Origin of the sequence: Maribacter spongiae (assembly GCF_047345125.1) — a bacterium.
Taxonomy (GTDB): Bacteria; Bacteroidota; Bacteroidia; order Flavobacteriales; family Flavobacteriaceae; genus Maribacter.
The window spans coordinates 441,863-467,137 of the sequence record NZ_JBLFEQ010000002.1 but is presented as its reverse complement, the minus strand read 5'-3'; the positions used below and the strand labels follow the sequence as shown (position 1 = coordinate 467,137).

Sequence of the window (25,275 nt, the reverse complement as noted above, 5' to 3'; positions counted from 1 at the left end):
AAATTTGAATCTAAACCATTTGATTATATTCGTAAGGAACATTTCTTTCCCGTTTTACCATTGTCCATAATCAATAAACTTTTATCGATTAAGTTTGTAAGTGAAAAAAATTGCAGAACTTTCGTACCTTGCCATATCCAATTTACTTAAATGAAGCATCTTTTTTTGGTTTGTACCATCCTTTTGATTTTCTCATGTAGTAAGTCCGAAGAAAATACAACTACCAAACCCGAATCACCAACAACTGAAAATCCAGAAGAGAAAAACTCTGAAGAGCCAGAGCAACCAAATCCAATATTAGTCATCGATTCTGTTTTTCCACAACTTGCAGATTTGGGAGATACATTAAGCCTAAAGGGAGGAAATTTTAACAAGGATGTTAGATTATCTATAGGCCAAAGCCAACTAAAAATTCTTTTCAACAACGACAGTATAATTGAATTTGAGTTGCCTTATTGGGGATTTGAGCCTGATAGTCTGCATATTTCTGTAGATAACCGTGATACAATCACTGATTTTAGGAACGCTTTTCAATTGTATCAACCAGAAATAGATTCAATCCCAAGCAACTTTAGGTTAAGGGATACGGTTGTGGTTTATGGGAAACATCTAACAAATCGTCCGGATATAAAAGGTGGAATTGTTGAACTCAATAACAACCGATTAGAGGTGGTTGACCATAGCAAAGATTCCATAAGATTTGTTCTACCTTATAACATAGACAAGCATGAAAATGATTTATTGGTAAGAGCACAATTAAGGGAGCTTAGAAAAGACAAAGGAGTAGTGATACCTGATCCTATTATAACAGGAATTTCTAAGGACAGTCTTTTAATCAATGAAAACATTACTATCTATGGCTCCAACTTTTTCGAATTTAGAGATTACCTGCATGAGGTCTATATAGGTGAAAATAGAGCGGAGATTGAGCAAGTCTACGCGGATTCTATAATCGCTAAAGTTCCTTTGGGGCTTTATACTGATAGGAACATAAATGAGGTTACTGTAAAAGTGGTGGAGAAAGAAGTAACCCAAAATCTCGGGCTGTATTTAAAAAATACATGGTACCAATATGGGAGAATTGACAACCAAGGACTTACGGATGGAAGATATGATCAGGGCCATATTTCAAAATGGAGCTTTGGTTATGATGACTCTTTCTACATACTTCAATATAGGGGTTCCGGTGGATTTTATGGCAATCCAGATAGAATAGGTTTTGTGAAATATAATCCTGTAGCAAATACATGGGGAAATTTGCCTGATATTGATATAGATTTTGATCCTGATAGAATTGTCTCATTCTACCCCTTTTCATTAAATGATGGCAATGTATATATCTACATTGCTCGACAGACAAATAATTTTTACAAGTATGATTTAATGTCTGGAGTTTTAACTCCCCTTCAAGATTTCGAAAACACCGAGGTCATAAAAAAACCCATGGGCTTTGTGTTGGCCAATGCTTTTTATTTGGGAATGGGTTATACAGGAGGAACTTCTATAGTGCCAAATAGAAAGTTTTGGAAGTTTGAGGAAAATGCTAACACATGGAATTATGTTTCAGAAATGCCTTTTGTTGAAGGACAAGGAAATGGATATCATTCCACTTATTATGTAAATAATGGCAAAGCATATATAAGTAATGGGCACCAACTCTATGATCTTTGGGAATTCACACCAGATGCCTCTTGGGTTCGCAAAAGTGATATTATTAACCCTGCGTCAGAAGCTGTTTTTTTCCAAATTGACAGCAAGGGGTTTTATCATCCTCGACAATATGTTGGTTATTCTGGAACTGATTTTCATGAATATGATATTGATTTGGATGAATACTCCATGAGGGCAGATTTGGTTATTAATGGGTATAGGTTGGATGGAAGGTCTGTTTTTGTAAATAACGATTATGTTTACTTTATAGGATATACTTCAAGTTCCACTCTTCCAGACTACAGTTCCATTAAACGATATGATCACGTGGTTTTAAGAACAGAGCTTTCAAACTTTACCAATTAATGAAAAAGACATTCCTTTTCCTGGTTTTTACTACACTGTTTTTATCATGTTCCGAAGATTCTTCTGAGAAAGAAGTACCTCAGCCTGAAGCAAAAGAAGAAACTGAAGAAATTTTTGACCTTTTGAATTTTGACCTTGAAGTCGAAGTCTTCGAAGATGGAGGAATTATGTTGGAAGCTTCGGCAACTAATATTGATGACGCCGAAGTTACAGAACATGGTTTCTTGCTTTCCCAATTTGAGAATCCGGATTTTAATAATTCCCAAAAGTTTGAATCTGATGAAATACAAGGAAAGAAGTTTTTACTGACTATAGATAAAGATTTGGATTTTAATAAAGAATATTTCATTGTAGCTTATGTCAAAATAGGTGAAACCTACGAGTATACCTCAATAAAATCATTCGTCTCAACAGGCAGTAAGGCTCCTATCATCGGTCAGATTGACCAAGCTCATATAGGGGACACATTGCGAATTAAAGGGTCAAATTTCTCATCAATCTCCAACAAAATAAAAGTGTTGTTTGACGAGGAGGTGGGTTCGGTATTGGAATCTTCCGATACCCTGGTTAAATGTATTGTTCCAGAAACCTTAAAAAGGTTCAATCCTAAAATTACACTAGAGTTATATAATAAATCCGACTCATTTGAAGATTTTTCCTTGTTTACTCCAATAATTGAAAATATCTCCCAAGAGATGGTTTCCATTGGGGATACATTGACGGTTTATGGCAAACATTTTGATTTTGAAAACAATAGAAACACAATTATTATAGAGGAAAAACAAAGTGAAATTCTATTTTCATCTAAGGATTCAATCACTTTTGTATTACCACAATCTTTGTCAAAATCTACTAACTCGCTTAAATTAATAACCCAATTGCAAGAAGTTTCATCAGGGGTTTCCTTTGCCATAAATGCTCCCATTATAGAACAGGCCCCTTCTAGTTTTTATGCCAACGAAACCATTGAAATAGTTGGTGATGAATTCAGCCCAATACTTGAAGACAATATCGTTTGGTTTGATGATAATAGAGCTGAAATCTTGGCCGCTTCCAAGAACAAATTAACGGTAAAGGTCCCGATAGGACCTTATGAGGATAGAAATCCTATGCTCAGAATGGAACTAATGGATCAAGAGTTTCAGTATAGTGAGGAACTCACCTTGATAGATGTTTGGTTATTCTACAAAGAGCTTGACTATAATTCCTATTATCAAAATTTCGTGAATAAGGATAATATTGCCTATATCTTTGAGGAAGACGATCACAATGCAAGGTTTTCCGTAAAACGCCTGGATTCCGAATTAAATATTCTCTCAACCTTTTATGTTGACTATCCCAGAACCAGTATGAAAGATGAATATTATTCAATCCTGTATAATGCTGAGTCAGACAGGGTGTTTTTTTATTTTGCCGAGGAAGAGGAACATAATTTCTATGAGTTTTTGCCTAATTCACAAACTTTTGTTGAAAGAGCAGAATATCCTGACACAGCTAGAAAAAGTCCAACGGTTTTCAATATTGAAAACCTTGTTTATTTAGGCTTGGGCAGGTATCCGGAAACCAATTATTATCCGGAATATGAGCTTTTTTCTCATTTTTGGAGTTACGATGATAGCGAAGATACCTGGAATCCTATCGCTAATTTTTTAGGTAATTCCAATCGATTACTCACTTCAACCTTTGTTATTGATAATGAGGCATATGTTGGAAATGGTGCCACCTCTACAGGTCACTACGACTTCTGGAAGTTTAATCCTGTATCCGATGAATGGATACGCATAGCCAATTTTCCTGATATTAGAAATAACACAACGGCATTCGAATATAATGGGAACGGATATGTATTCTTTGGCGGGTTTTTAAGTTCTAGTGATGGAGAATTTAAATATGTGCCCAGTTTAGATGATTGGATAGAACTTGAAAGACAAAATGAAACACAGTTTCAATACCATGGTGCATCTGCGCCAACCTCAAACATCAAGTTTTCCAATGCAATTTATTTATTGGTTAGGCAATCGAATGGGCGATGTTACAAAGCCGATTTACAAAGACTTTGAAGTAAAAAAATGAAAAATGAAAATACCGGTTACTTTATTTTGTTGTATGCTTATGTTAATTTCATGTAGCAAAGGTGATTCCCAAAATATGGAAATTGATACCAACAATGAGTCCATGGATGAATTAATGGATAATGAAGACGAAGAAGATGGTGATGATACCGAAAATGAAGAAACCCCTCCGCCCAACAGCACCCCAGGAAATTTCAATCTTCTGTCATTTGAAAATCAAATGGAAAATGTGGAATTGGTCAACCCTGAATTTAGTTGGGAAGAAGCAATCGATCCTGATGGAGATAGCGTAACCTATAGTTTGTTTTTTGGAGAAGGGCATGAAACACCTTCAACGCTATTGACCGAAAATCTCACGGAAACATCCTTTCTCTATGAAACAACACTTCCAAGAAACACTATCTATTCCTGGCAGGTAATTGCCTCTGATTCCGAAGGACTTGCCACCAGCAGTGAAGTACATAGCTTTACAACCAGGGGTCTAATTCTTTCCCAACTAACTTCTGATGCAGAATTTGACGGCAGGGAAGCACATTCTTCGGTATACTTTGATAATCGTATTTGGATAATTGGCGGGGTAGATCAATTTGAATTGGCTAATGATGTATGGACCAGTGAAAATGGCATTAATTGGACAAAAGAGACGAACAACGCGGATTTTACTTCAAGAGGAAATCATGCAAGTGTTGTTTTCAAAGATAGAATGTGGATTGTAGGCGGTATTGATAATTTTGGAAATCCATTGAACGATGTGTGGTCCAGTATTGATGGGGTAAACTGGACACAAGAGAACCTATCAGCTTCCTTTGAAGAAAGGTATAATCACACTTTGACAGTTTTTAACAATAAAATGTGGCTGATTGGAGGACAAGATAATTTGTTCGAATTCAAAGATATATGGTCAACTGAAGATGGTATTAATTGGGTTATGGAAACCGATGACCCTGGTTTTCCTAGCAGACGTAGCCATACAACCATTGTATTTGACGATAAGATGTTTGTTATTGGAGGGCTCAATGCCAATCAAGGAAGCGGATTCGGTGACTTAAACGATGTTTGGTCCAGTAGTGACGGTGTAAATTGGGAAATAGAGACCGTGGATGCAGATTTTTCACCTCGCTGGGGTCACTCCAGTATTGTGTATGATGGTTCAATATGGATTATTAGTGGTCATAGAAAAAGTGATATATGGTCTAGTAAGGATGGTATTAATTGGATTGATGAAATTTACCTTGTGCCTTCCGATGAAATTTTTAGAAGTAGGTCATCACATACAAGCGTTCAATATAATAATCAAATTCTAATCATTGGAGGTAATACCTCTGGACGTAACAGCGAGATTTGGGCCATTCAGCCGTAAGGCCCCAATATATCATCTTTCAACGTTGATGGTTATTTGCTCGCCTAATCTTCGCTCCTCCAAATTGGTGAAAATAACCTCTCTTGTATCTCCTGAATAAAAGAAGAATGCTCTGTACGCAAATGTAAAAGTTTGGCTTTCTAATATCAAACGATATTCCGTTTTTTCAGCATTCAGTTCAGTGTCAATGTTGCCCGCAGGATTAAAAATGTATTGACTCCCATTTGAGGGTACCACTATCACAGGTGTTAAGTTCTCTCCAGTAACTATCAACGTATCGCCAGGACGATACAAATCTTGATTAATCGAATTTATTTTAGGTGCTCCCTCAGCTAAAACATCAACAAAAATATCTGATTCCACAATCAAGTCATCAAACTCATAAGTCAGTTTATAGGTTTTACTTGTTAATGTATTATCTGGTATTACCGTAGTCATTTGATAGTATATAACTCTTTGATTCTCATACATTTCAACTGATAAATTAGATAAAGCTATTTTGTTGATGCCGTCGTTAAGATATACTTGAGCACCAGGTAATGAAGGATTCAAAAAGGCAATCGACACGCCAATTTTGGCACGAGGATATACCAATAACGCATTTGCTTGATTATTAAACCCCCAAGATCCGAATGGTTTTATACTATAAGCTTGATTGATTTTAACAATATACTGTTTAGTTTCTCCATTCTCCGCTGTAACCGTATAGGTAACTGGAACTGTAAAATCAACAGCCTCACCGGAAGCCGGAGAAATCGTGGCATATTCTGAGACGGTAATCTCAGGAATCAATCTGGAAATATTGAATGAGCCTGTTTCAAAAGCAATTTCCTTTAAATCTGAATCCAGGCGAGCTTCTATAGACTCTCCGTTTATTCCAACAACAAAGCTCAATATTTCATTTTCAGCATTAAGTGGTCTGTTATTTACAACAACCTGATATGTTCTTTCATCACCATTTTCCGCAGTCACAGTATATGAAACATTGTCATCGAAGTTTTGTGCAGAACTAGTACCCGGGCTTATGGAGGCACTGTCCGAAATTGTTATCGTCGGGATTAATGAAGATACATCGGCCCCTACTAAATCAAATGTTATTGTATTGTCATCTTGATTGATATTTCCACTTATTGTTTCTCCATTTATTGGTAATTCAAATAAGGTTATAGAATTTTCTGTGCTCAAAATTCTATTGTTGACTACAACGGTATATATTCTTCTAGTTCCATCTTCAGCGGTTACTGTATATTGCACTTCTTGATTAAAGTTCCTAGGGGTACTTGCAGCTGGATTTATTGCAGCTCCTACTGAAATTGATAATCCTGGGGTCACAGATGATAAATTGGCGTCCGTTACATTTAGTGTAATTGTGTTATTCGTTTGGTTTATTTGACCAGAAACAACTTCCCCGTTAATTTCCATTTGAAACGATGTAATCGAATTACCCGTTTGAAGCGGTTCCTCCGAAGAAGAGGAAGAACAGGCAATCATCGTAATCAGGACTAAGAAATAGGCAATTTTTTTCATGAGTTGGCAATAAAAATAAGTTTGTAGGTAAAATACCATTTTTATATAGGCTGCAATCTGAAGTATCAAAGAAACAATATTACAACAATACTATGCAATCTATTGGCTCTTATGTTTTCTTTTTTGGTCTAATTGATTTATTAAAGAGTATTATTCATCCGGTTTCGCTTAATAACATGATGCTTTGGCATAATAAAATAAAACAATATTTATGGTCAACAGGCACTTTCCCATTGTTTAATAGGGCGAGCGAAACCTGGTTTCGCACTGCAAGCGTCCCAAATCTTTAGATTAGCTTCCATATAAAAACCAATAAAATAATCATGTTTGATGATGTTGAAAAGAGGAGGTCCGGGGGAGACCCACAACTCCCATTTTTGTGGATAACTTTGGTCTTTATAAAAAGGGAATGGGGTGAACTTGTCCCAAATTGGGCTGACGGCCCATGGTAAGTATTAATCCCCATTCCCTCTTAACCCGGTTACAAGGACCAAATAGAATTTTAGGATCTACCTGCTAAAGGTTTTAGTCAACGTAACCATTAAAACACTATAAAGTTATGGAAATCAAAGAGACCATCGGCATCGATGTGAGCAAGGCGACCCTTGATGCCCACATCCACTCCAACAAGCACAGGGCCACTTTCGAGAATTCAAAAAATGGATTTTCCCTCCTGGTCCAATGAGCCTATGGCAACAGTGAATTCCCCAACGAACATATCTTGTTCGTCCTTGAGTACACAGGGCTTTACTCCGAATGATTGTCGGAACACCTTTCCAAGGAGCAGGTTCCCTATGCCATGGTGCCGGGACTTGAAATCAAGAGGTCACTGGGCATTACCCGGGGAAAGGATGACTGGATAGATGCGGCCAAGATAGCACTCTATGCCCACAGGCTGAGGGACGAGATCACTTTGTCCAAGGCCCCGTCGAAACGGATAAGGAAACTGAAGAAACTGCTCTCCCTCTGCGAACGGCTCATAAAGCAAAGAGCGGGCTACAAGACCAGTCTCAAGGAACAGAAAAGGGTACTTGCCCAGAAGGACTTCAAATTATTGTTCAAGATCCAAGAAAGGATGGTCAGGGAACTCCCCAGACAGATCGATGCCATTGACGGGGAAATGGCATCCATCATCAAGGCGGATGCGGAACTTGACCGCATCTTTGATCTTGCCCAAATTTGGGCACCAGTCCTTGGAATCCACTTTTCTTTTTAAACTGAACTCGGCCCTCTTGGAATCTACCGTGATTCGAAGGAAAAGAGGGGACATTCCGTTCTTGTCGGAATCACTGGTTTTTGGGTAAAAAAGGATGGAAAATGTATTTTTTGCCTCCATAACTGTGCTTTTTGGATTATTAATATTAATTGCAAATCCGAGCAAAAAATTGAATATCAATTCTTTAACATAGTTTGGGCAGCATTTTTGCGAATAAAAAAGTACTCACCGAATCACTCACCAGAACGGTTGATTTCATATGGTTTTATATGAAACCAATAAAAATGAAAAAGCCTGAAAACAGTTCATTTTCAGGCTATTAGGGAAGTTTTGTGATTTCCAAGTGGTCCCACATGGGCTCGAACCATGGACCCCCTGATTATGAGTCAGGTGCTCTAACCAGCTGAGCTATAGGACCTGCAAATTGCGGATGCAATATTACCATTTATTTTTCTACGTAGCAAGCAATTTAAACCCTAGTTACGCAAAATATTTAGTCCATAAACCTATAGTTTATCCCTTTTTACAAGTCTTGGGAAGTAATTTCCTGACAGAGTTCCACAAGCACTCCATTGGATGTTTTTGGGTGTACGAACGCCACCCATTTATTATCCGCCCCTTTTTTTGGGGTTTCGTTTAAAATGGCAAATCCTTCGGATTTTAGCCTTGCGATCTCTTTAACAATATCCTCCACTTCAAAAGCGACATGGTGTACACCCTCGCCCTTTTTCTCCAAGAACTTGGCAATAGGGCCGTCCGTAGTTATAGATTCCAACAGTTCAATTTTGTTGGGGCCGTTCTTAAAAAAAGAGGTCTTTACCCCTTCGGAAACCACTTCCTCTTCTTTATAGGGTGCTGAGCCCAACAATTTTTCAAATAATTCATTGGATGTTTCAAGGTTTTTAACCGCTATGCCCAAATGTTCAATTTTCCTCATGGTCTGTTTCTTTCCATATTGCCCTTTATTCCTTCGAAGATATATTATTCTACGTACTTTTGCCCTATGGAAACGCAAAGACAACGTAAAATTGGAGGGGTAATCCAAAAGGATATTGTGGACATTCTACAAAAAGCGGCGATCGATGGTGGGCTAAAGGGTACTTTGATTTCAGTTTCCAAAGTTTCGGTAACTACGGACCTGTCCATAGCCAAGGTATATGTGAGTATCTTCCCTACGGACGGGGCATCAGAACTTTTGGAAGGCATAAAGTCTAACCAACCGTTGATCAAACATGAGTTGGCCCAACGAACAAGGAACCAATTGCGAAGGGTTCCCGAATTGCTTTTCTATTTGGACGATTCCCTGGATTATATCGATGGGATAGAAAAATCCTTAAAAGGCGATGAAAACCCAATAGAAAACAGAGCGCTCCTAGAAAGAAGAAAAAAATCCTGATTTTTGAACTTTCCCCTATATATCGCCAAAAGATATGTGCGTTCCAAAAGCTCCCAGAACGCTGTAAACATTATTAATTTCATTACTTTTTTGGTCATCGTTATAGGATCGGCCGCACTTTTTATCGTACTGTCCGGCTTTGCGGGGTTAAAAACATTCAGTCTCTCCTTTACCAATTCCTTTGACCCGGAGCTTAAGGCATTGCCGGTCGTAGGGAAATATTTTTCAATAACACCAAAACAAGAAGAAAGGTTGCACAGCCTAAACGGCCTGGCCTATTATTCCAAAGAAATAGAGGAAAAAGTAGCCTTGGAACACAAGGGCAAGAACCATATCGCCTTTATTAAGGGCATCGATTCCAATTATAGAAAGGTAACCCAAGTGGATAGTACGATCTATTTTGGTGATTGGACCATAAATGAACAGCAGGTGGTTTCGGGTATTGGGATAGCCAATATCCTGGGGGTTACGCCCAATGATTTTAGAAGTCCCATCCAAATCTATGCCTTTAAACCGGGCAAAGGTTCCATTTCCTCGCAAGGCCTGAATTCAAGCTCACTTTACAACCGCCTGCCCATGGTGATTAGCGGTGTGTACTCCGTAGAAGCGGATTTAGACGATACGTATGTTTTTGCCTCCTTGCCCTTGGTACAGGCGTTATTGGAGAAGAATGAAACTCAAATTTCCGGTATCAATTTTAAAATAGAAGAGGGGTGGAATCCAATGGATCTACGAAATAAAATTACCGCTATCCTAGGTTCCTCGGTTCAACTTAAAAACAGGCAGGAACTCTATAGCTCTTTGTACAAAATGTTGAATACTGAAAACGTGGCCACCTATCTTATTTTTACTTTGGTGTTGATCATTGCACTGTTCAACGTGGTGGGTGCCATTATTATGATGATATTGGACAAACAACAAAATTCAAAAACACTATATAGCTTTGGAACGACCATAAGGGAATTACGTCGTATTTATTTTGTGCAGGGCCTTTTGGTCACTGGGTTGGGCGGAAGTATCGGACTTCTCATCAGCTCGCTTTTAATTTGGTCCCAAATGGCTTTCGGGTGGCTCAAAATAACTCCCTCCCTGGCTTATCCCGTAGAATATAAAATCTCAAATGTTGTCGTAGTATTGGCCACTATATTGGTGCTTGGGGCAATTGCATCAAAAATTGCAAGTAGCAGGATCAATAAAAAGTTGATAACTGCTTAATAATAAGTAATCGTATTTTGATAAATTACGTTTGTAAGCGTATTCCTAAAGACGGGAGTTCCTTGATTCGTGCAAACGGTTTATCACGTTATAAACTCGTAATCGGCAAATTTCTCCAAAACCTCATCAAAAGCAGCAAATACATCTACGGACTCATCGCTTGTTACCATTTTCATGCGATACTCCTTAAAGTTGGGGATTCCTTTAAAATAATTGGTATAATGTCTTCGTGTCTCGAACACGCCCAACTTTTCACCTTTCCAATCAATGGCCATCCGTAAATGTCTTCTTGCGGCCTCAACACGTTCTGTCATGGTGGGTGGTTCCAAACGGTCCCGGGTTTTAAAATAGTGCTTTACTTCCCTGAAAAACCATGGGTATCCAATACTCGCACGACCGATCATGGCACCGTCCAATCCATATTCGTCCCGCATTTTCAGGGCGGCCTCCGGGCTGTCCACATCGCCATTGCCAAAAACGGGGATATGCATCCTGGGGTTGTTCTTCACCTTGGCTATAGGCACCCAATTGGCATGCCCTTTATACATCTGGGCCCGGGTCCTACCGTGTATGGCTATGGCCTTACAGCCAACATCCTGTAAGCGCTCCGCAACTTCGACAATTTTAATGGAATCCTCGTCCCAACCCAATCTAGTCTTTACCGTAACGGGCAATTGGGTATGTTTTACCATGGCATCCGTTAAGGAAACCATTAAATCTATATCCTTAAGTATCCCCGCCCCGGCACCTTTTGAAACTACTTTTTTTACCGGACAGCCAAAATTGATGTCTATGATATCCGGTTTGGATTTTTCAACAATTTCCACGGATCGAAGCATGCTGTCCAAATTTGCCCCAAAAATCTGTATGCCCACCGGTCTTTCCTTCTCATAGATATCCAACTTCATGACACTCTTTGCCGCATCCCTTATAAGGCCCTCGGAAGAGATAAATTCCGTATACACCACATCCGCACCTTGTTCCTTGCACAGGGCACGAAAAGGAGGGTCGCTCACATCCTCCATAGGAGCGAGCAAAAGCGGAAAATCAGGTAGTTGTATATCTCCAATTTTGGGCATGGGACAAATTTACGACTAATCCATAAGTTGTTAAATAGGAAGGCCCCATTTTGGAGTACCTTGTCTTTTAATAGGGTTTTGTCGTTCTAAATCGATGCCTTTTTTGAATTATACAATCGGACTATGTAAAGAAAAAAAGGGAAACCAAGGTATTAAGGAGCCTTTTCGGGCAAGCGAAAAACTACTTAAACAAATCTCAAATACGCTTACGCTCTTCCACTTTTCGTTGTTTTTTGTTGTTTTTAATTTTCGTATTCCCGAACGTATGCCGAAAACTTAAAACCACTAACCGATTCTCCGGCCTAAAGGACGAGGTATTATCCTGATTAAGATAACGCCGGGTATTAAAGAGAGTCCCTTGGTTAAAAATATCTTCAAAAGCCAAGGATATGCTTGCTTTTTTGTTCCACAACGTCTTTCTTAAGGCCAATCCCAATTCATTATAGGATTCTTGCCTGGAGTTCCCGTTTACGGTCGGGGAAAAATAAGTAAAGGTCAGGTCCGCAAAAAGAGATTTATCCCTTAATAGTGTAAAACTATTGGTGCCTCGTATATGTCCGGTCCAAACATCATTGGAAAGCCGGGTTCCGGTATCCAGATCGGTAAACCCGTTTTTCTCATAGAAATAGCTCAATAGTAAAAAAGTATCCCAATAGTCGGCCAGGCGTTTGTTCCATATAAAATCGGCTCCGTAACTGGTATTAAGCCCCAGATTTGTACTTATAAAACGTAAAAAGTTAGATGTATTATCCTGAAACACCTGCTGCAGGTATTGATTTTTTCGCCCGCCATAGAAAATCTCGACCGTATAACTTTTATCATAGGTGTATCCTAAGGAAACATAGTTATTGGTAGAGGGCAACAGATCAGGATTGCCCTCTACTACGGAGTTGTTCGTTTGAAAATATTGAAAAGGATTTAAACGATTATACCGTGGTCTCGTAATCCTCCGATAATAGTTTAGGCCTATGCTATGTTTCTTTCCCAATTGATGTCTTAACGAAAAAGAAGGGAAGAACTCCAGATAGGAATTTTTTGTAACATTGGGTGCCGTGTCCAAATCCCCTATAGTTTCCGTGTATTCTGCCCTAAGCCCCAGTTTTAACTTCCAGTTGTCCCAATTGCCGTTCAAACTAATATAGGCGGCGGAGATGTCCTCATCATATAAAAAAATACCCGCCTCCGTTGGGTCTATCTCGGGCTGATTTCTATCAAAACCCTCCTGAGTAATCTTATTCTCGGAATTGATGGCGGCATATCTTAGGCCCGTCTCCAATTTCGAAGATTCACCAATAGGGGTCGTATAATCTAACTGAATGCTAAAAAGTCCCGTTTTTTGCCCTGAAAAGGTCATGAAATCATTCTCGCCGGTCAAACTGCCGTTTGTATCAAAGAAATCGGTCCTTAAATCCTGTGTGCGTTCATAATCATAGTACGTAAAATGAGTATTAAAGGCAATTTTCGCTCCCTTTTTTTTCAATTTGTGGACCCAGTCCAGATAAAGGGATATATTGTTCAAATGATAGTCGGAATCGTTAACTGTTTCAAAGCTGGAATTTAAATTTCCGTTCAAGTCGGTAATACGGGTTTCGGAATCGTAAAATCGGTTTACGGATGGTATAAACGCATTGATGGTAGATAGGCTAATGGTATTTCTTTCATTCGGTGTGTAATCAAAAAATGCTCTTACATTATGCCTTTCCCTTCTGGTCAAGGCCTTTTGCTCCGCCGTCCACTTTTCATTTATGGTTCCGTTCTCAAAGAAGTTTGTAATATCCGTATAACGGCTTATGTTCTTGCTGTTCCTAAAATTATAGGCCAGGGAAAAGTCGGTATTTTTTCCCTTAAAAAAATGGTCCGTTCCCAATGTATGTTTTGGAAGAACACCTTGCACATACCTGTTATAAACAGAACCGCGATAGCCCGCTATTAGATTGTTCTTCATTTTAATATTGACCAATAGCCCTCCTTCCGCGCTATATTTGGCGGGCGGATTGGTAATTACTTCGATCGCCTCCACGCTGCTGGCGGAACTGCCCGATAAAAGATTAATGATATCGCTTTGCGGAATGTTCACCAATCTTCCATTGATCATGACACCAATATTGGAACTCCCTTTGATCGTAAGTTGATCCTTAACCACAACTATTCCGGGAGTGCGTTTTAGAACATTCCATATATCGCTATCGGACAATGCGGTATTTTTAATGGTAAAGACCAGGCGATCTACTTTTTGTTCCAACGTAGGTTTCTGATAGGTTACCGTAACTTCCTCCAATTCTTGGGCTTTTGGGATAATGATCAAGGACCCTATGTCTACATCGGCATTAATTTGAATAGCTTTTATTTCGGAAGTATTTTCAATATAACTTGCGGACAACAGGTAATTTCCCTTTTCAATGTTGTGCAGTACAAAATGACCGTTATCATCCGTAGCCGCCCCCTTTATCAAGACGGAATCCGAATTACGCAAAAGAACATTGGCAAATATCAATGGCTTTTGATCACTGTCCAAAACGCTGCCGGTTATACTAAAATCCTGTGCACTTACGAGGGAAAACAAAAACACGATACTTATAAATGACCAAAAATCCCTCTTCATGAATTAGCTTTGGAAAGCCCTAAATATAACGAAGTTATTCGGAAATATCTTACGAAAGATAAATACTTTATGCCCATGGAAGGTCAAACGGCCCCACAGGTCATTCCGGGTTTAGGCGATTTCTTTCGGTTTTGTCAATTTCCCTTTTATTGTCTGCAAGCCTAAAGTTTCCAAAATTATAAGTGAAGCCAAACCGGACATATTGTGTTTCGGGAACAATCAGGTAGCTATTGTCCTGATTCAAATACCTAGATGTGACCCGGCCATTTGCCTTGCCCAATATATCGTTCGCGGAAATACTGAAAAGGGCCCTTCTATCCCAAAAGGACTTGCGGAACCCTATAGTCAGATTGGTGGTTTCCGCCTGTTTATAGGAGCCTTGTAAAAACCCGGACAGGTAGGTAAACCCTAGTTCGCCCTTAAAACTGCCATCTTTGGACAATGTCAAATAATTGGTCAGGTCCAGATACACGCCATCCACATTATTGGTTACTTGAACATTATTGCTTTCCAAAGCCAAAAAAGTTTCGTCCTCATGGAATATGGAGATATAACTATAGAGGTACCAATTGTTGCTTATGGATTTTCCATAATTGAAATCAAGCCCATAAGAGGTGCTTTCCAAAACATTCTGGGTAATATCCCTTAAAATCCGGTTTTCATTGTCCTGAAAAGAAAGCGTGCTTATGTAATTGCCATTATCCCGATAATAAAGGTCAAAAAAGAACTCTTGTTTCAGCGTATAGTTCAAATTAAAATTATTGCTGAAGGCAGGAAGCAGGTTGGGATTGCCCTCAACAAAATTATTTTCATTAATAAAGGTCCTGAACGGATTTAAATCCTCATATCTGGGTCTTTTAAGTTTCCGTGAATAGTCAAAAGCAAAGCTATGGCCCTCATTAACGGTATGCAATAGATAAAATGTGGGGAACAGCTCAAAATACTCCAGATCATTGATAGTGGCCAGATTGATCGACGTTCCCGAACTCTGCGTATATTCCCCTCTTAACCCGGCCTTGATGCTCCATTTCTCCCAATCCCCGTTCAGGCTAAAATAACCGGCATATACATTTTCATCATAGATATAATTGTCTGAAAGCTGGGGTACTAAAGTTTGAATGTTGTCGTTCAATGTAAAATAATCCAGTCGGCTTACAGCATTGATGAAAGAACCTTTAACTCCCGTTTCCAGGCCCACCGTTCCCAATAAATCGGTATAATCCAACTGTGTCGTAATAATTTCAATATCCTGAGTAGCATCCGTAAAAAAGCTAAAGTCCCTAATAAAGGCTCCATCAGGTCGGAAATAATCGGATTGAGCGTTCTGGGCCCTTGTTAGATCAAAATAGGTATAGTGACCGTTAAGGCTTAATTTGCCGCTTTCCTTAAAATGATGTTTAAAGGTTAAATCCCCGGAAATATTGTTCTTTGTTTGGTCAAAAAAACTGGCCGTAGTAAATGTCGAATCACGAACTCCCGTTCTGCCCAATATCTCGGTATCCTGAAAATTGCTTTCCCTTCTATAAGGGGAGAATTGGATGTTGGAGGTCAGGTTAAGTTCATTACGATCATCAAATTCATAGTCCAATACTACATTTCCACTATGGTTCCTGGATCTTCCCGTTTGGTCATAATTGGTATTCCACCTTGAAAAAACTCCTGTATCATCAATAAAATTGATCGTGCTCCGTAAATCCTTAAATTCTTTTTTTGGTGCAAAGGCGTAACTCGCATTAATGTTAAGTTTCTTCGTTTTATAAAAATGTGAAGTGCCAAAATTGAACTTTGGGAAAATACCCTGTGTAATGTTCGCATTTATATTTCCCTTATAGCCCAAGGAAATATTCCTGCTCGTTATAATATTGAGTACGGCACCCCCTTCCGCATCATATTTTGCAGGAGGGTTATTGATGACTTCCACGGATTTTATATTCGCTCCTTGATAATTCTCCAAAAGACTCCGGATTTCTTCATTGGACAATTGCACTTTGCGATCATTAATGTACACCGTTGCCGCCCGGTTTCTAATTTGCAGTTCATCTTGCATGGCAATAACCCCAGGGGTCTGTTTTAAAATATCCCACGAGCTTCCCTGGGAGAGTACGGTCCGCTCTACATTAAATACCAAGCGGTCTACTTTACGCTCTACCTGCGGCTTATTGGCCACGACCGTTACTTCGTTCAGCTGTTGAGGACCTTGTGAGATTATCACCGCTCCTATTTTAATATCGCCAGAAATATCCAAAGCAAGGACCTTTGAGCTACGGCCCACATAACTTGCCCGTAAAAAATAGAGGTCCGGGGCAATATCCTTAATTAAAAACAACCCTTTTTCGTCCGCCGAAGTTCCTTTGACCAAAGTAGAATCCTCAATGTCCAAAAGAAATACCGAAGCAAAGGGAACGCCCTCATTATTCCCGTCCCTAACCACTCCCGAAAGTTCAAAAGACTGTCCGCATACATTTTGAAGCATACCAAAAGCAAGCATTATAAAAAAAAGTACCGGTTTCACTTCATGTTTGGGTTAGGCTTCAAATCTAACAAAATAATACTGTTTTATGGTTAATTCCCTTAGTCCATGTGTTTTTCATAGCAGTTTGCCCGTGCCTTATTTTAGTCCGGCCTACTTTAAATTACGCTATAAATTAGTCTATATTTGCAATTGCTTTTTACGCTCTTTATATAGGAGTGTCGTTTGTGGAACATCATTTGTCCCTGTTGCTATGAAAAATATTCGGAATTTTTGCATCATTGCCCATATAGACCATGGTAAAAGTACTTTGGCCGATCGGCTTTTGGATTTTACGGGCGCTGTTACCGAAAGGGAGAAAAAAGAGCAGTTACTGGACAACATGGACCTGGAGCGGGAGCGCGGCATTACCATTAAGAGCCATGCCATCCAAATGGAATACAATTATAAAGGCGAACAATATACACTAAACCTTATAGACACACCCGGGCATGTGGATTTTTCCTACGAGGTCTCCAGATCTATTGCAGCATGTGAGGGCGCACTGCTTATAGTAGATGCCGCACAAAGTATACAGGCACAGACCATTTCCAATCTGTATCTGGCCCTGGAGAACGACTTGGAGATTATTCCTGTGCTGAACAAAGTAGATCTGCCCAGTGCCAATCCCGAAGAAGTGACGGATGACATTGTAGACCTTTTGGGATGCAAGCCAGATGAGGTAATCCCGGCAAGTGCCAAGACCGGTATTGGTATTGAAGCCATATTGGAGGCCATTATAGAACGTATTCCGGCACCGGAAGGAAATCCCGATGAACCTTTACAAGCCTTGGTCTTTGACTCGGTATATAATCCTTTTAGAGGTGTGGAAACTTATTTTCGAGTAGTGAACGGCTCCATTAAAAAAGGGCAAAAGATTAAATTTGTTGCTACCGACAAAAGTTATTTTGCAGATGAAATAGGTACTTTAAAACTTAAACAACATCCACAGAAAACCATAAGTGCAGGTGATGTGGGTTATTTGATCACCGGTATTAAAGATGCCCGTGAGGTTAAAGTGGGAGATACGGTCACCGATGCCGAAAACCCGACCCAAAATGCCATCTCCGGTTTCGAGGATGTAAAACCTATGGTCTTTGCCGGAATTTATCCCGTAGATACCGAGGATTTTGAGGAGTTGCGCTCCTCCATGGAAAAACTACAGTTAAACGATGCTTCTTTAGTGTTTACCGCCGAGAGCAGTGCGGCACTCGGATTCGGTTTTCGCTGCGGCTTTCTGGGAATGTTGCATATGGAGATTATCCAGGAACGTTTGGAACGTGAATTTGACATGACGGTCATCACTACCGTTCCCAACGTAAGCTACTATGCCTATACGCGTAAAGATCCGGATAATCCCCTGATCGTAAACAATCCGAGCGATCTTCCCGACCCATCGACCATTGATCGTGTGGAAGAGCCGTACATAAAGGCGACCATTATTACAAAATCGGATTTTGTTGGTAATGTAATGTCGCTCTGTATTGAAAAAAGGGGGCAGATTACCAATCAGACCTACCTTACCACGGAGCGCGTAGAGTTGAATTTTGATATGCCCTTGGCCGAAATTGTATTTGATTTTTACGATCGCTTAAAAACGGTATCCAAAGGATATGCCTCTTTTGATTATGCCCCAATTGGCATGCGTGCTTCAAAATTAGTGCGGGTAGATATTTTATTGAACGCACAACCGGTAGATGCATTATCTGCCTTGATACATTTTGACAACGCTACCACTATAGGAAAGAAAATGTGCGAAAAGCTCAAAGAGTTGATCCCCAGACAGCAATTTGACATTCCCATACAGGCCGCTATCGGTTCCAAGATCATTTCCCGGGAAACCATTAAAGCACTGCGTAAAGATGTCACCGCCAAATGTTACGGCGGGGATATTTCCCGAAAGCGAAAGCTATTGGAAAAACAGAAAAAAGGAAAGAAACGAATGCGGCAGGTAGGTAATGTTGAAATACCCCAACAAGCCTTTATGGCCGTATTAAAACTTAATGATTAATTTATTTTTGTCCTCTAAATCCCCCTCTAAAGATGACAACTTACATTGCTCAGTTTTCAGCTAAACACCGTATCATCCAATTGGAACAACACGCTATTTTTACATGGCGACAAGAAAGCGGGGAAATAGACACCAGGCTTTTAGAGGAGAAAATTGTTCGGGAATCCGCAATTCATTTTTTCAGTTTGGTCGCAGGGGACAATTACGAGGTCCTTCCAGAAGATATTGCAGTAACCGTACGGAAAACCAAACCTTTTTCGGGATAACGGGACCTTTAATCCAGGTCGTCGTCTTCTATGGGAAATGTTTTGCCCAAATAAACCAATTTGTATCCCTCCGGTATATTGGTGAAGGTCTTATTGAAGGCCGAAATAATCTGAATCTCGTCATCAGGATACTTTAGGAACAAGGGAACAATGTTGGCATCCGTCCTGGTAATTTCGATAAGGCTTTCATAATGTTGGGCATCCTTTAAAACAATTTCATTTATTGAAGGGTATTTTCTGGATGCTTCCGTCAACTTTATAAAATCATCGGTATGTGAAAAAAGGCCTTCTTTGGGATTGTTTTCCGGATCGTTCATCTCATCGGAATCCACCAAACGAAATGAACCATTCTCCCCAAATTGCTTTTGAAATTTAGCGATAGCATATTTGTTGATGTCCGAATTTCCCGTTAACGCCATTAAGAAGCCCACATCGTTCAATTCAATATGATCCGTAAGAACATCTGAATAGATGTTTGCCGAGAACGCCTCCAATCCCAACTTCTTTGCTTTGTTCACATTGGTCTCGTTATTATCTATCAATACAACATGCCGATTATTTTTATGCAGATAATCGGCAATAAGCCTAGAAACCCTGGAAGCCCCTACAATAAGGATCCCTTCGGATTTTTTAAGGAACACACCCGCCATTTTGGCAAAAAGCCTGGCCGTAGTCGCATTCAACAATACCGTCCCCAATACGATCATAAAGACCAAGGGCGTAATATATTCCGCACCGGCCTCTCCCTTGATCAATAGTTTGGAACCGAAGAGTGACGCTATCCCCGCAGCAACGATACCTCTGGGTCCTACCCAGCTAATGAACAGTCTTTCATTAAGTTTTAAATTAGACCCTGCGGCACTTAAAAAGACCCCCAACGGCCGAATTAAAAAAACAATCGTTGCAAATAACAGGGCCGTTTTCCAATTATAAATAAGCTCTAGGTCGGCAATGTTGATGTTAGCGGCCAAAAGAATAAAAAGAATCGATATCAAAAGCACACTAAGGGATTCCTTAAAATAAAGGAGTTCCTTAATGTTGGGCAAATCCATATTGCCCAAGACCATTCCCATAACCACAACGGCCAAAAGCCCGGACTCGTGGGCAAAGACATCGGATTCCACAAAAACCAACAATACCACGGACAAGGATACTACATTCAACAGATAATGGGGTATAAAATTCTTTTTAATGGCAAAAGCCAACGCATGCGCAAAAGTGAATCCGAAAGTGGATCCAAAGAGCAATATTTTTGCAAATTCAATAAGTGCCGTTACAGTATAGGCCTGCCCTTCTCCTACGCTTATAAACTCATATACCAATACCGCGGCCAAAGCCCCAATGGGATCTATTAAGATTCCTTCCCATTTTAGAATTGCGGAAACATCCTTTTTTAACGGTATATTCCTTAAAATTGGGGTAATCACCGTGGGTCCAGTAACAATGATCAAAGCGGAGAACAAAAAGGAAACCTGCCAACTGAGCTCAAAAATAAAATGTGCTGCAAGGGCCCCTGCAAAAAAAGTAACCAGACTGCCCAGGGTAATCAATTTGGTGATTACGGGGCCTACGTTCCGTATTTCGGAACGTTTTAATGTAAGCCCTCCCTCAAAAAGAATAATACTTATGGCCAAGGAAACAAAATAATATAGCCCCTCTCCGGGAAACAGCCCTTTTTCACCATCCCAAACAGGTTCTATCAACTTTGTACCGTCCTCGGTATAAAGTGTAGCAAGGGGGCCTACCAATAGCCCGATAAGAATAAGTGGCAGAATGGCCGGTAACTTTAAGCGCCATGCCACCCATTGGGCAATGATTCCAAGAATGATGATTCCCGATAATTCGAGCATTGATCTTATTTTGGTTAAAAATAACAATTAAACATTACGGGTGAACAACAAAATGTTCATATCGCTTTTAAAACCCTCAACGTAAAACAAGAAAAGTATTATCTTGGCACCGAACTTATTTGAATGCAACCAATATCCAACCCATTTAAAACCCTTTTGTTCGGGTTTGCCTTCTCCCCCTCCCTTGGCGTGAATATTCTTGAGGTGACCCGTTTTGCCCATTTTTTGGATTCCAAACTAATCTTGCTTCATGTAGGTGAAAAAACGGAAGAAAAACTATCTAAAATAAACCAGATCCTTTCCCGTATCGAATACCCCGATGTTCCCATAGAAATACATTGGGAATCCGGAAAGCCCGAAACCGTGATCCGGGAAGCCTGCGGTTCTTTACAGATCGATCTGTTGATATTAGGAGCGTTACAACATGAGAATATGTTCCAGTTCTACGTGGGGTCCATAGCACGAAAACTGACCCGTAAAGTACCTTGCTCCGTCCTTTTGTTGATCAAACCTTCTGCCGAACGTATCCCCTGTAAACAGGTCGTGGTCAACGGTTTGGACGCGCCGGACACTCCTTTGGCCATCGAAAGGGCCTTGCATTTGTCCAATGCGCTGGGAGCACAACAATTGACCATAGTCGAAGAAATCAGGCAGAAAGAAGTGCATGTATCCGTAGAGGACGATCGTTCCTTAAAAAAAGCGACCATAATCAAAGAGCGTTTAAAACTCCGCGAAGATTCCAGGGTGAAAAAAATTATGGCCTCCTTTCCCGAGCAGCTCAGGGGAAAGCTCTTGGTAAAGACCCAAAGTATTTTTGGCAGGCGCGGATATTCCATAGGCCATTATGCAAAGGTTGTACGGGCAGACCTGTTGGTCATGAACGCCCCATTAAAAACAGGCTTGTTAGATCGTATATTTCCTCATGATATTGAGTATATCCTATCCGATCTGCCAACGGATCTATTAATTGTTAGAAAAAGAAATTGAACGCCAAGACCGATTACAAAAAAAGTTTTATAAAATCCCTTCCCAAAAATATTTTTTCGGGATTTGTAGTCTCCTTAATTGCATTGCCTTTGGGTCTGGGCCTTGCCCTTGCCAGTGAAGCGCCCCCTATTTCGGGAATAATAGCCGCCGTGGTAGGTGGAATTGTGGTTGCGCTCCTAGGGGGTTCCAATGTGACCATTACGGGCCCTGGAAATGGATTGGTAATCGTACTATTGGGAGCCATAACCAGTCTGGGAGGTGGGGATTTATACCAAGGATATCTTATTACGCTAGCCGCTATCGTATGCTCGGGTATTCTAATGATTCTGCTCGGTTTTCTAAAAATGGGCCGATTGGCCGATTTTTTTCCGGCCTCCGCTATAGAAGGAATGTTGGCCGCCATTGGTCTTGGTATCCTGGCCAAGCAATTTCATATTATGATCGGCCACAATAATGAGCACGGTTCCATTATTTCACTTTTGGTACAGATTCCCAGTGGAATCACAGAACTCTTTCAAATAGCGGATATAGAAGAACTGGTGGCCGCGGGTATAGGGGTAACGGCACTTTTTATCATGGTCTTTTATTCCAAGATCAGGAATAAATACTTTCAGTTGATTCCTGCCCCGATGTGGATTTTAATTTTATCCGTTGGGCTTAGCTATATCTTCGTTTGGTTGAATTTGCCCTACCCCCTGCAAACCCAATTTTTGGTTTCCATTCCCAAAGGTGTATTGTCCAATCTGGCCTTTCCCGATTTCTCCAAGATTTTGGAAACCAATTTTATCATAACCGTATTTGCGATTACGTTGATAGCCAGTATAGAATCATTACTGAGTATTAAGGCAGTCGATAAATTGGATCCCGAAAACAGACGGTCCAATGTAAACAAAGACTTGAAGGCCCTTGGGTTCGCAACCGGTCTGAGCGGTCTTTTAGGCGGCTTAAATGTGGTAACGGTCATTGCCAGAAGTTCGGTCAATGTAAATAACGGTGCGACCAACAGGTCCGCCAATTTTTTCCACGCCGTGTTCTTGATCGCTTTTGTCCTCGTGTTTCAAGGCCAGTTGCGCAAGATTCCCCTGGCCGCCCTGGCCGCTATCCTGGTCTATACGGGATATAAGTTGGCCACACCGAAAACTATTGGCAAAATAGCCCGCATCGGAAAAGAACAGATTCTTATTTTTTTGGCTACCCTTTTAACTACGCTCTTCACCAACCTTATTACGGGAATAAGTATAGGGATATTGACCACCTTTGTTATCCATGTTCTTTTGAACAGAAGCATTTCACTTTTTATAAGCCACCTCGCCAAGCCCAATATTTTAATGTTCCAGGAAAAAGATGGCGGCAATTACTATATAAGCGTGAAGTACTTTTGCAGCTTTCTCAATTTTTATAAACTAAAAAACAAATTGGACGTAATTCCGGAAAACGAACACGTTGTGCTGGATTTTTCCTTGTGCAATTTTGTGGACCACACGGTAATGGAAGGAGTGGAAAATTATACGGAAAACTTCAACAACAAAAATGGGAGCATAGAGGTTATCGGCCTGGACAAACATGAGGCCGATTCCAAACATCCATTTGCCATCAGAAAAATTCTGCCCTTATCCAAAATAAGGCCGGTTGAAAAATACTTCACGAAAAGGCAGACGCTATTAAAGGCAATGGCCAAGGAGTTTAAATGGTCATACACCCCTAACAAGAATAAAAAGACCAAATTTCTAAAGGATTTTATCTTTTTCAGGACCAGACAGATACCTTATGTCTATAACACCCTTTGCGGAGGGGAAAAACGGCTGAGCCTTTTTGATGTGGAATTTACGGAAGGGGCGTTTATTGCCCGAGAAGTAGTAAAGGCAACGGTGCTACATATTAACCTTGAACGGCCCATCCCCGTTTTTACTTTGGACAAAGAGGGGCTATTGCATTTTATTTATAATCTGGCAGGGTTCAGGGAAATCCATATAGAAAATCACCCCGATTTTAATAAACGGTTTTTTCTAAGTGGGGAACATCCGCAAAAAATACAACAGCTGTTTACGGATGAGCTTATTCTTTTCTTGGAAAGCAATCCATATTATCATGTGGAATCCAACGGTTCCTCTCTCTTCATATTAAAAAAAGAAAGGTTGCTCAGTGTTCAGGAAATAAAGGCCATGATCTACTTCGGCAAACAGTTGACCCGCCTCCTGGTCTAAAAAAGGAGGAGCAAACTGTTAAAAAACAGCAAAGGAACGGTCATTTGCGTCACGGTTTTCTTACTTTGCACGTCTTTATCTTGACTTAGATGACTTTATATCCGGTAGAGACTGGTAATTTTAAATTGGATGGCGGCGCAATGTTCGGGGTAGTCCCTAAAACCCTTTGGCAAAGGACCAATCCGGCGGATTCCAACAACCGTATAGACATTGCTGCAAGAAGCCTCCTGATAGAAGACGGAAACAGGCTCATCCTTGTAGATACTGGGCTGGGCAATAAACAATCCGAAAAATTTTTTAGCTATTACCATCGTTGGGGAGATTTTACTTTGGACAGTTCCCTAAAAACATTGGGGTTCCATAAAGACGATATTACCGATATTTTTATGACACATCTCCATTTTGACCATTGTGGGGGAAGCATTCAGTGGAACAAGGACAGGACGGGTTATGAACCCTCCTTTAAAAATGCCATTTTTTGGACCAATGAAAACCATTGGAAATGGGCTACGGAACCTAACGCCCGTGAAAAAGCTTCTTTTCTCAAAGAAAACCTGCTCCCCATGGAAGAAAGCGGACAATTAAAGTTTATAGACAGAAAAGACAGGTCAATATTGAATGTATCCGAATTGGGTTTTGACATTCGTTTTACAGATGGCCATACCGAGAAACAGATGTTGCCCCAGTTGCATTATAAAGGCAAGACCATTGTATATGTCGCCGATCTGATCCCGACCGTAGGTCATATACCCTTAGCCTATGTTATAGGATATGATACCAGGCCTTTGTTAACTTTGGAAGAAAAAGAGCTGTTTTTAAACGAGGCAGTGGAAAATGATTATTATTTGTTTTTTGAACACGATGCGCACAATCAATTGTGCACTTTAAAATACACGGAAAAAGGAGTCCGATTAGACCGGGTTTTCACCTTTGATGAGGTCTTTAATTAAAATCATGCTTTGTTA

17 protein-coding genes, 1 tRNA gene and 1 pseudogene are annotated in these 25,275 nt (G+C 40.2%); 11 read left to right on the top strand and 8 right to left on the bottom strand.

Translation table 11 applies throughout. The annotated features are described in order from the left end of the window. Positions 1-150 precede the first annotated feature (150 nt). From ACKWB9_RS04645 to ACKWB9_RS04635, 3 genes are all read left to right on the top strand, one after another. The gene (locus ACKWB9_RS04645) at positions 151-2,016 is read left to right on the top strand and encodes an IPT/TIG domain-containing protein (protein ID WP_414001827.1); all 1,866 of its coding nucleotides are present in this window, start codon (positions 151-153) and stop codon (positions 2,014-2,016) included. Next, positions 2,016-4,076, top strand: a complete 2,061-nt coding sequence (locus ACKWB9_RS04640; protein WP_414001826.1) for an IPT/TIG domain-containing protein — start codon at positions 2,016-2,018, stop codon at positions 4,074-4,076. The genes ACKWB9_RS04645 and ACKWB9_RS04640 overlap by 1 nt, the downstream gene beginning before the upstream one ends. Before the next feature lie 88 nt (positions 4,077-4,164). Next, on the top strand, positions 4,165-5,448 hold the full coding sequence (locus ACKWB9_RS04635; RefSeq protein WP_414001825.1) for a Kelch repeat-containing protein: 1,284 nt from the start codon (positions 4,165-4,167) through the stop codon (positions 5,446-5,448). A 12-nt stretch (positions 5,449-5,460) separates the two neighbouring features. Here ACKWB9_RS04635 and ACKWB9_RS04630 read toward each other — a convergent pair whose 3' ends face one another. Then, the gene (locus tag ACKWB9_RS04630; RefSeq protein WP_414001824.1) at positions 5,461-6,975 is read right to left on the bottom strand and encodes a DUF5018 domain-containing protein; all 1,515 of its coding nucleotides are present in this window, start codon (positions 6,973-6,975) and stop codon (positions 5,461-5,463) included. A 760-nt stretch (positions 6,976-7,735) separates the two neighbouring features. Here ACKWB9_RS04630 and ACKWB9_RS04625 point away from each other — a divergent pair. Next, entirely contained in the window at positions 7,736-8,191 is a 456-nt protein-coding gene (locus tag ACKWB9_RS04625; RefSeq protein WP_414001823.1) for an IS110 family transposase, read from the top strand. A gap of 3 nt (positions 8,192-8,194) precedes the next feature. Here ACKWB9_RS04625 and ACKWB9_RS04620 read toward each other — a convergent pair. The 3 genes and pseudogenes from ACKWB9_RS04620 to mce form a co-directional block, all read right to left on the bottom strand. Next, positions 8,195-8,245 (bottom strand): annotated as a pseudogene (locus tag ACKWB9_RS04620) (hypothetical protein); the annotation flags it as partial. Between the two features lie 290 nt (positions 8,246-8,535). Next, positions 8,536-8,609, bottom strand: a tRNA-Ile gene (locus ACKWB9_RS04615). A gap of 105 nt (positions 8,610-8,714) precedes the next feature. Next, positions 8,715-9,128: a methylmalonyl-CoA epimerase gene (gene mce / locus ACKWB9_RS04610; RefSeq protein ID WP_414001822.1), complete on the bottom strand. Its 414-nt coding sequence runs from the start codon at positions 9,126-9,128 to the stop codon at positions 8,715-8,717. A gap of 66 nt (positions 9,129-9,194) precedes the next feature. On the opposite strand from mce, the gene rbfA reads away from it, so the two are divergent. Both rbfA and ACKWB9_RS04600 read left to right on the top strand, forming a co-directional pair. Then, on the top strand, positions 9,195-9,587 hold the full coding sequence (gene rbfA, locus ACKWB9_RS04605; protein ID WP_414001821.1) for a 30S ribosome-binding factor RbfA: 393 nt from the start codon (positions 9,195-9,197) through the stop codon (positions 9,585-9,587). 3 nt (positions 9,588-9,590) lie between these two features. Further along, a complete protein-coding gene (locus ACKWB9_RS04600; protein WP_414001820.1) occupies positions 9,591-10,802 on the top strand; it encodes an ABC transporter permease in 1,212 nt (403 codons plus the stop codon). An 83-nt stretch (positions 10,803-10,885) separates the two neighbouring features. Here ACKWB9_RS04600 and dusB read toward each other — a convergent pair whose 3' ends face one another. The 3 genes from dusB to ACKWB9_RS04585 form a co-directional block, all read right to left on the bottom strand. Then, on the bottom strand, positions 10,886-11,881 hold the full coding sequence (gene dusB, locus ACKWB9_RS04595; RefSeq protein WP_414001819.1) for a tRNA dihydrouridine synthase DusB: 996 nt from the start codon (positions 11,879-11,881) through the stop codon (positions 10,886-10,888). A gap of 196 nt (positions 11,882-12,077) precedes the next feature. Then, entirely contained in the window at positions 12,078-14,483 is a 2,406-nt protein-coding gene (locus ACKWB9_RS04590) for a TonB-dependent receptor domain-containing protein (RefSeq protein WP_414001818.1), read from the bottom strand. A 100-nt stretch (positions 14,484-14,583) separates the two neighbouring features. Next, on the bottom strand, positions 14,584-16,995 hold the full coding sequence (locus tag ACKWB9_RS04585; RefSeq protein ID WP_414001817.1) for an outer membrane beta-barrel family protein: 2,412 nt from the start codon (positions 16,993-16,995) through the stop codon (positions 14,584-14,586). A gap of 211 nt (positions 16,996-17,206) precedes the next feature. Here ACKWB9_RS04585 and lepA point away from each other — a divergent pair, with 211 nt between their 5' ends. Both lepA and ACKWB9_RS04575 read left to right on the top strand, forming a co-directional pair. Next, positions 17,207-19,003, top strand: coding sequence for a translation elongation factor 4 (gene lepA, locus ACKWB9_RS04580; RefSeq protein WP_414001816.1), 1,797 nt, complete (start codon positions 17,207-17,209; stop codon positions 19,001-19,003). 32 nt (positions 19,004-19,035) lie between these two features. Then, positions 19,036-19,269, top strand: a complete 234-nt coding sequence (locus ACKWB9_RS04575; RefSeq protein ID WP_414001815.1) for a GTP-binding protein LepA — start codon at positions 19,036-19,038, stop codon at positions 19,267-19,269. 8 nt (positions 19,270-19,277) lie between these two features. Here the strand turns inward: ACKWB9_RS04575 and ACKWB9_RS04570 are convergent, their stop codons facing one another. Then, on the bottom strand, positions 19,278-21,119 hold the full coding sequence (locus ACKWB9_RS04570) for a cation:proton antiporter (protein WP_414001814.1): 1,842 nt from the start codon (positions 21,117-21,119) through the stop codon (positions 19,278-19,280). Positions 21,120-21,242: 123 nt separating this feature from the next. Here ACKWB9_RS04570 and ACKWB9_RS04565 point away from each other — a divergent pair, with 123 nt between their 5' ends. The 3 genes from ACKWB9_RS04565 to ACKWB9_RS04555 all read left to right on the top strand — a co-directional run bounded on the left by ACKWB9_RS04565 (position 21,243) and on the right by ACKWB9_RS04555 (position 25,260). Then, a complete protein-coding gene (locus tag ACKWB9_RS04565) occupies positions 21,243-22,106 on the top strand; it encodes a universal stress protein (RefSeq protein WP_414001813.1) in 864 nt (287 codons plus the stop codon). Beyond that, the gene (locus ACKWB9_RS04560; RefSeq protein WP_414001812.1) at positions 22,103-24,310 is read left to right on the top strand and encodes a SulP family inorganic anion transporter; all 2,208 of its coding nucleotides are present in this window, start codon (positions 22,103-22,105) and stop codon (positions 24,308-24,310) included. Before ACKWB9_RS04565 ends, ACKWB9_RS04560 begins: the two co-directional genes overlap by 4 nt. Before the next feature lie 89 nt (positions 24,311-24,399). Further along, on the top strand, positions 24,400-25,260 hold the full coding sequence (locus ACKWB9_RS04555; RefSeq protein WP_414001811.1) for an MBL fold metallo-hydrolase: 861 nt from the start codon (positions 24,400-24,402) through the stop codon (positions 25,258-25,260). The last annotated feature ends 15 nt before the right edge of the window (positions 25,261-25,275 follow it).

Coding starts and splice junctions, on each gene's coding strand:
- ACKWB9_RS04645 (WP_414001827.1), top strand. CDS start 151: ATGAAGCATCTTTTTTTGGTTTGTACCATCCTTTTGATTTTCTCATGT.
- ACKWB9_RS04640 (WP_414001826.1), top strand. CDS start 2,016: ATGAAAAAGACATTCCTTTTCCTGGTTTTTACTACACTGTTTTTATCA.
- ACKWB9_RS04635 (WP_414001825.1), top strand. CDS start 4,165: ATGGAAATTGATACCAACAATGAGTCCATGGATGAATTAATGGATAAT.
- ACKWB9_RS04630 (WP_414001824.1), bottom strand. CDS start 6,975: ATGAAAAAAATTGCCTATTTCTTAGTCCTGATTACGATGATTGCCTGT.
- mce (WP_414001822.1), bottom strand. CDS start 9,128: ATGAGGAAAATTGAACATTTGGGCATAGCGGTTAAAAACCTTGAAACA.
- rbfA (WP_414001821.1), top strand. CDS start 9,195: ATGGAAACGCAAAGACAACGTAAAATTGGAGGGGTAATCCAAAAGGAT.
- dusB (WP_414001819.1), bottom strand. CDS start 11,881: ATGCCCAAAATTGGAGATATACAACTACCTGATTTTCCGCTTTTGCTC.
- ACKWB9_RS04590 (WP_414001818.1), bottom strand. CDS start 14,483: ATGAAGAGGGATTTTTGGTCATTTATAAGTATCGTGTTTTTGTTTTCC.
- lepA (WP_414001816.1), top strand. CDS start 17,207: ATGAAAAATATTCGGAATTTTTGCATCATTGCCCATATAGACCATGGT.
- ACKWB9_RS04575 (WP_414001815.1), top strand. CDS start 19,036: ATGACAACTTACATTGCTCAGTTTTCAGCTAAACACCGTATCATCCAA.
- ACKWB9_RS04570 (WP_414001814.1), bottom strand. CDS start 21,119: ATGCTCGAATTATCGGGAATCATCATTCTTGGAATCATTGCCCAATGG.
- ACKWB9_RS04565 (WP_414001813.1), top strand. CDS start 21,243: ATGCAACCAATATCCAACCCATTTAAAACCCTTTTGTTCGGGTTTGCC.
- ACKWB9_RS04555 (WP_414001811.1), top strand. CDS start 24,400: ATGACTTTATATCCGGTAGAGACTGGTAATTTTAAATTGGATGGCGGC.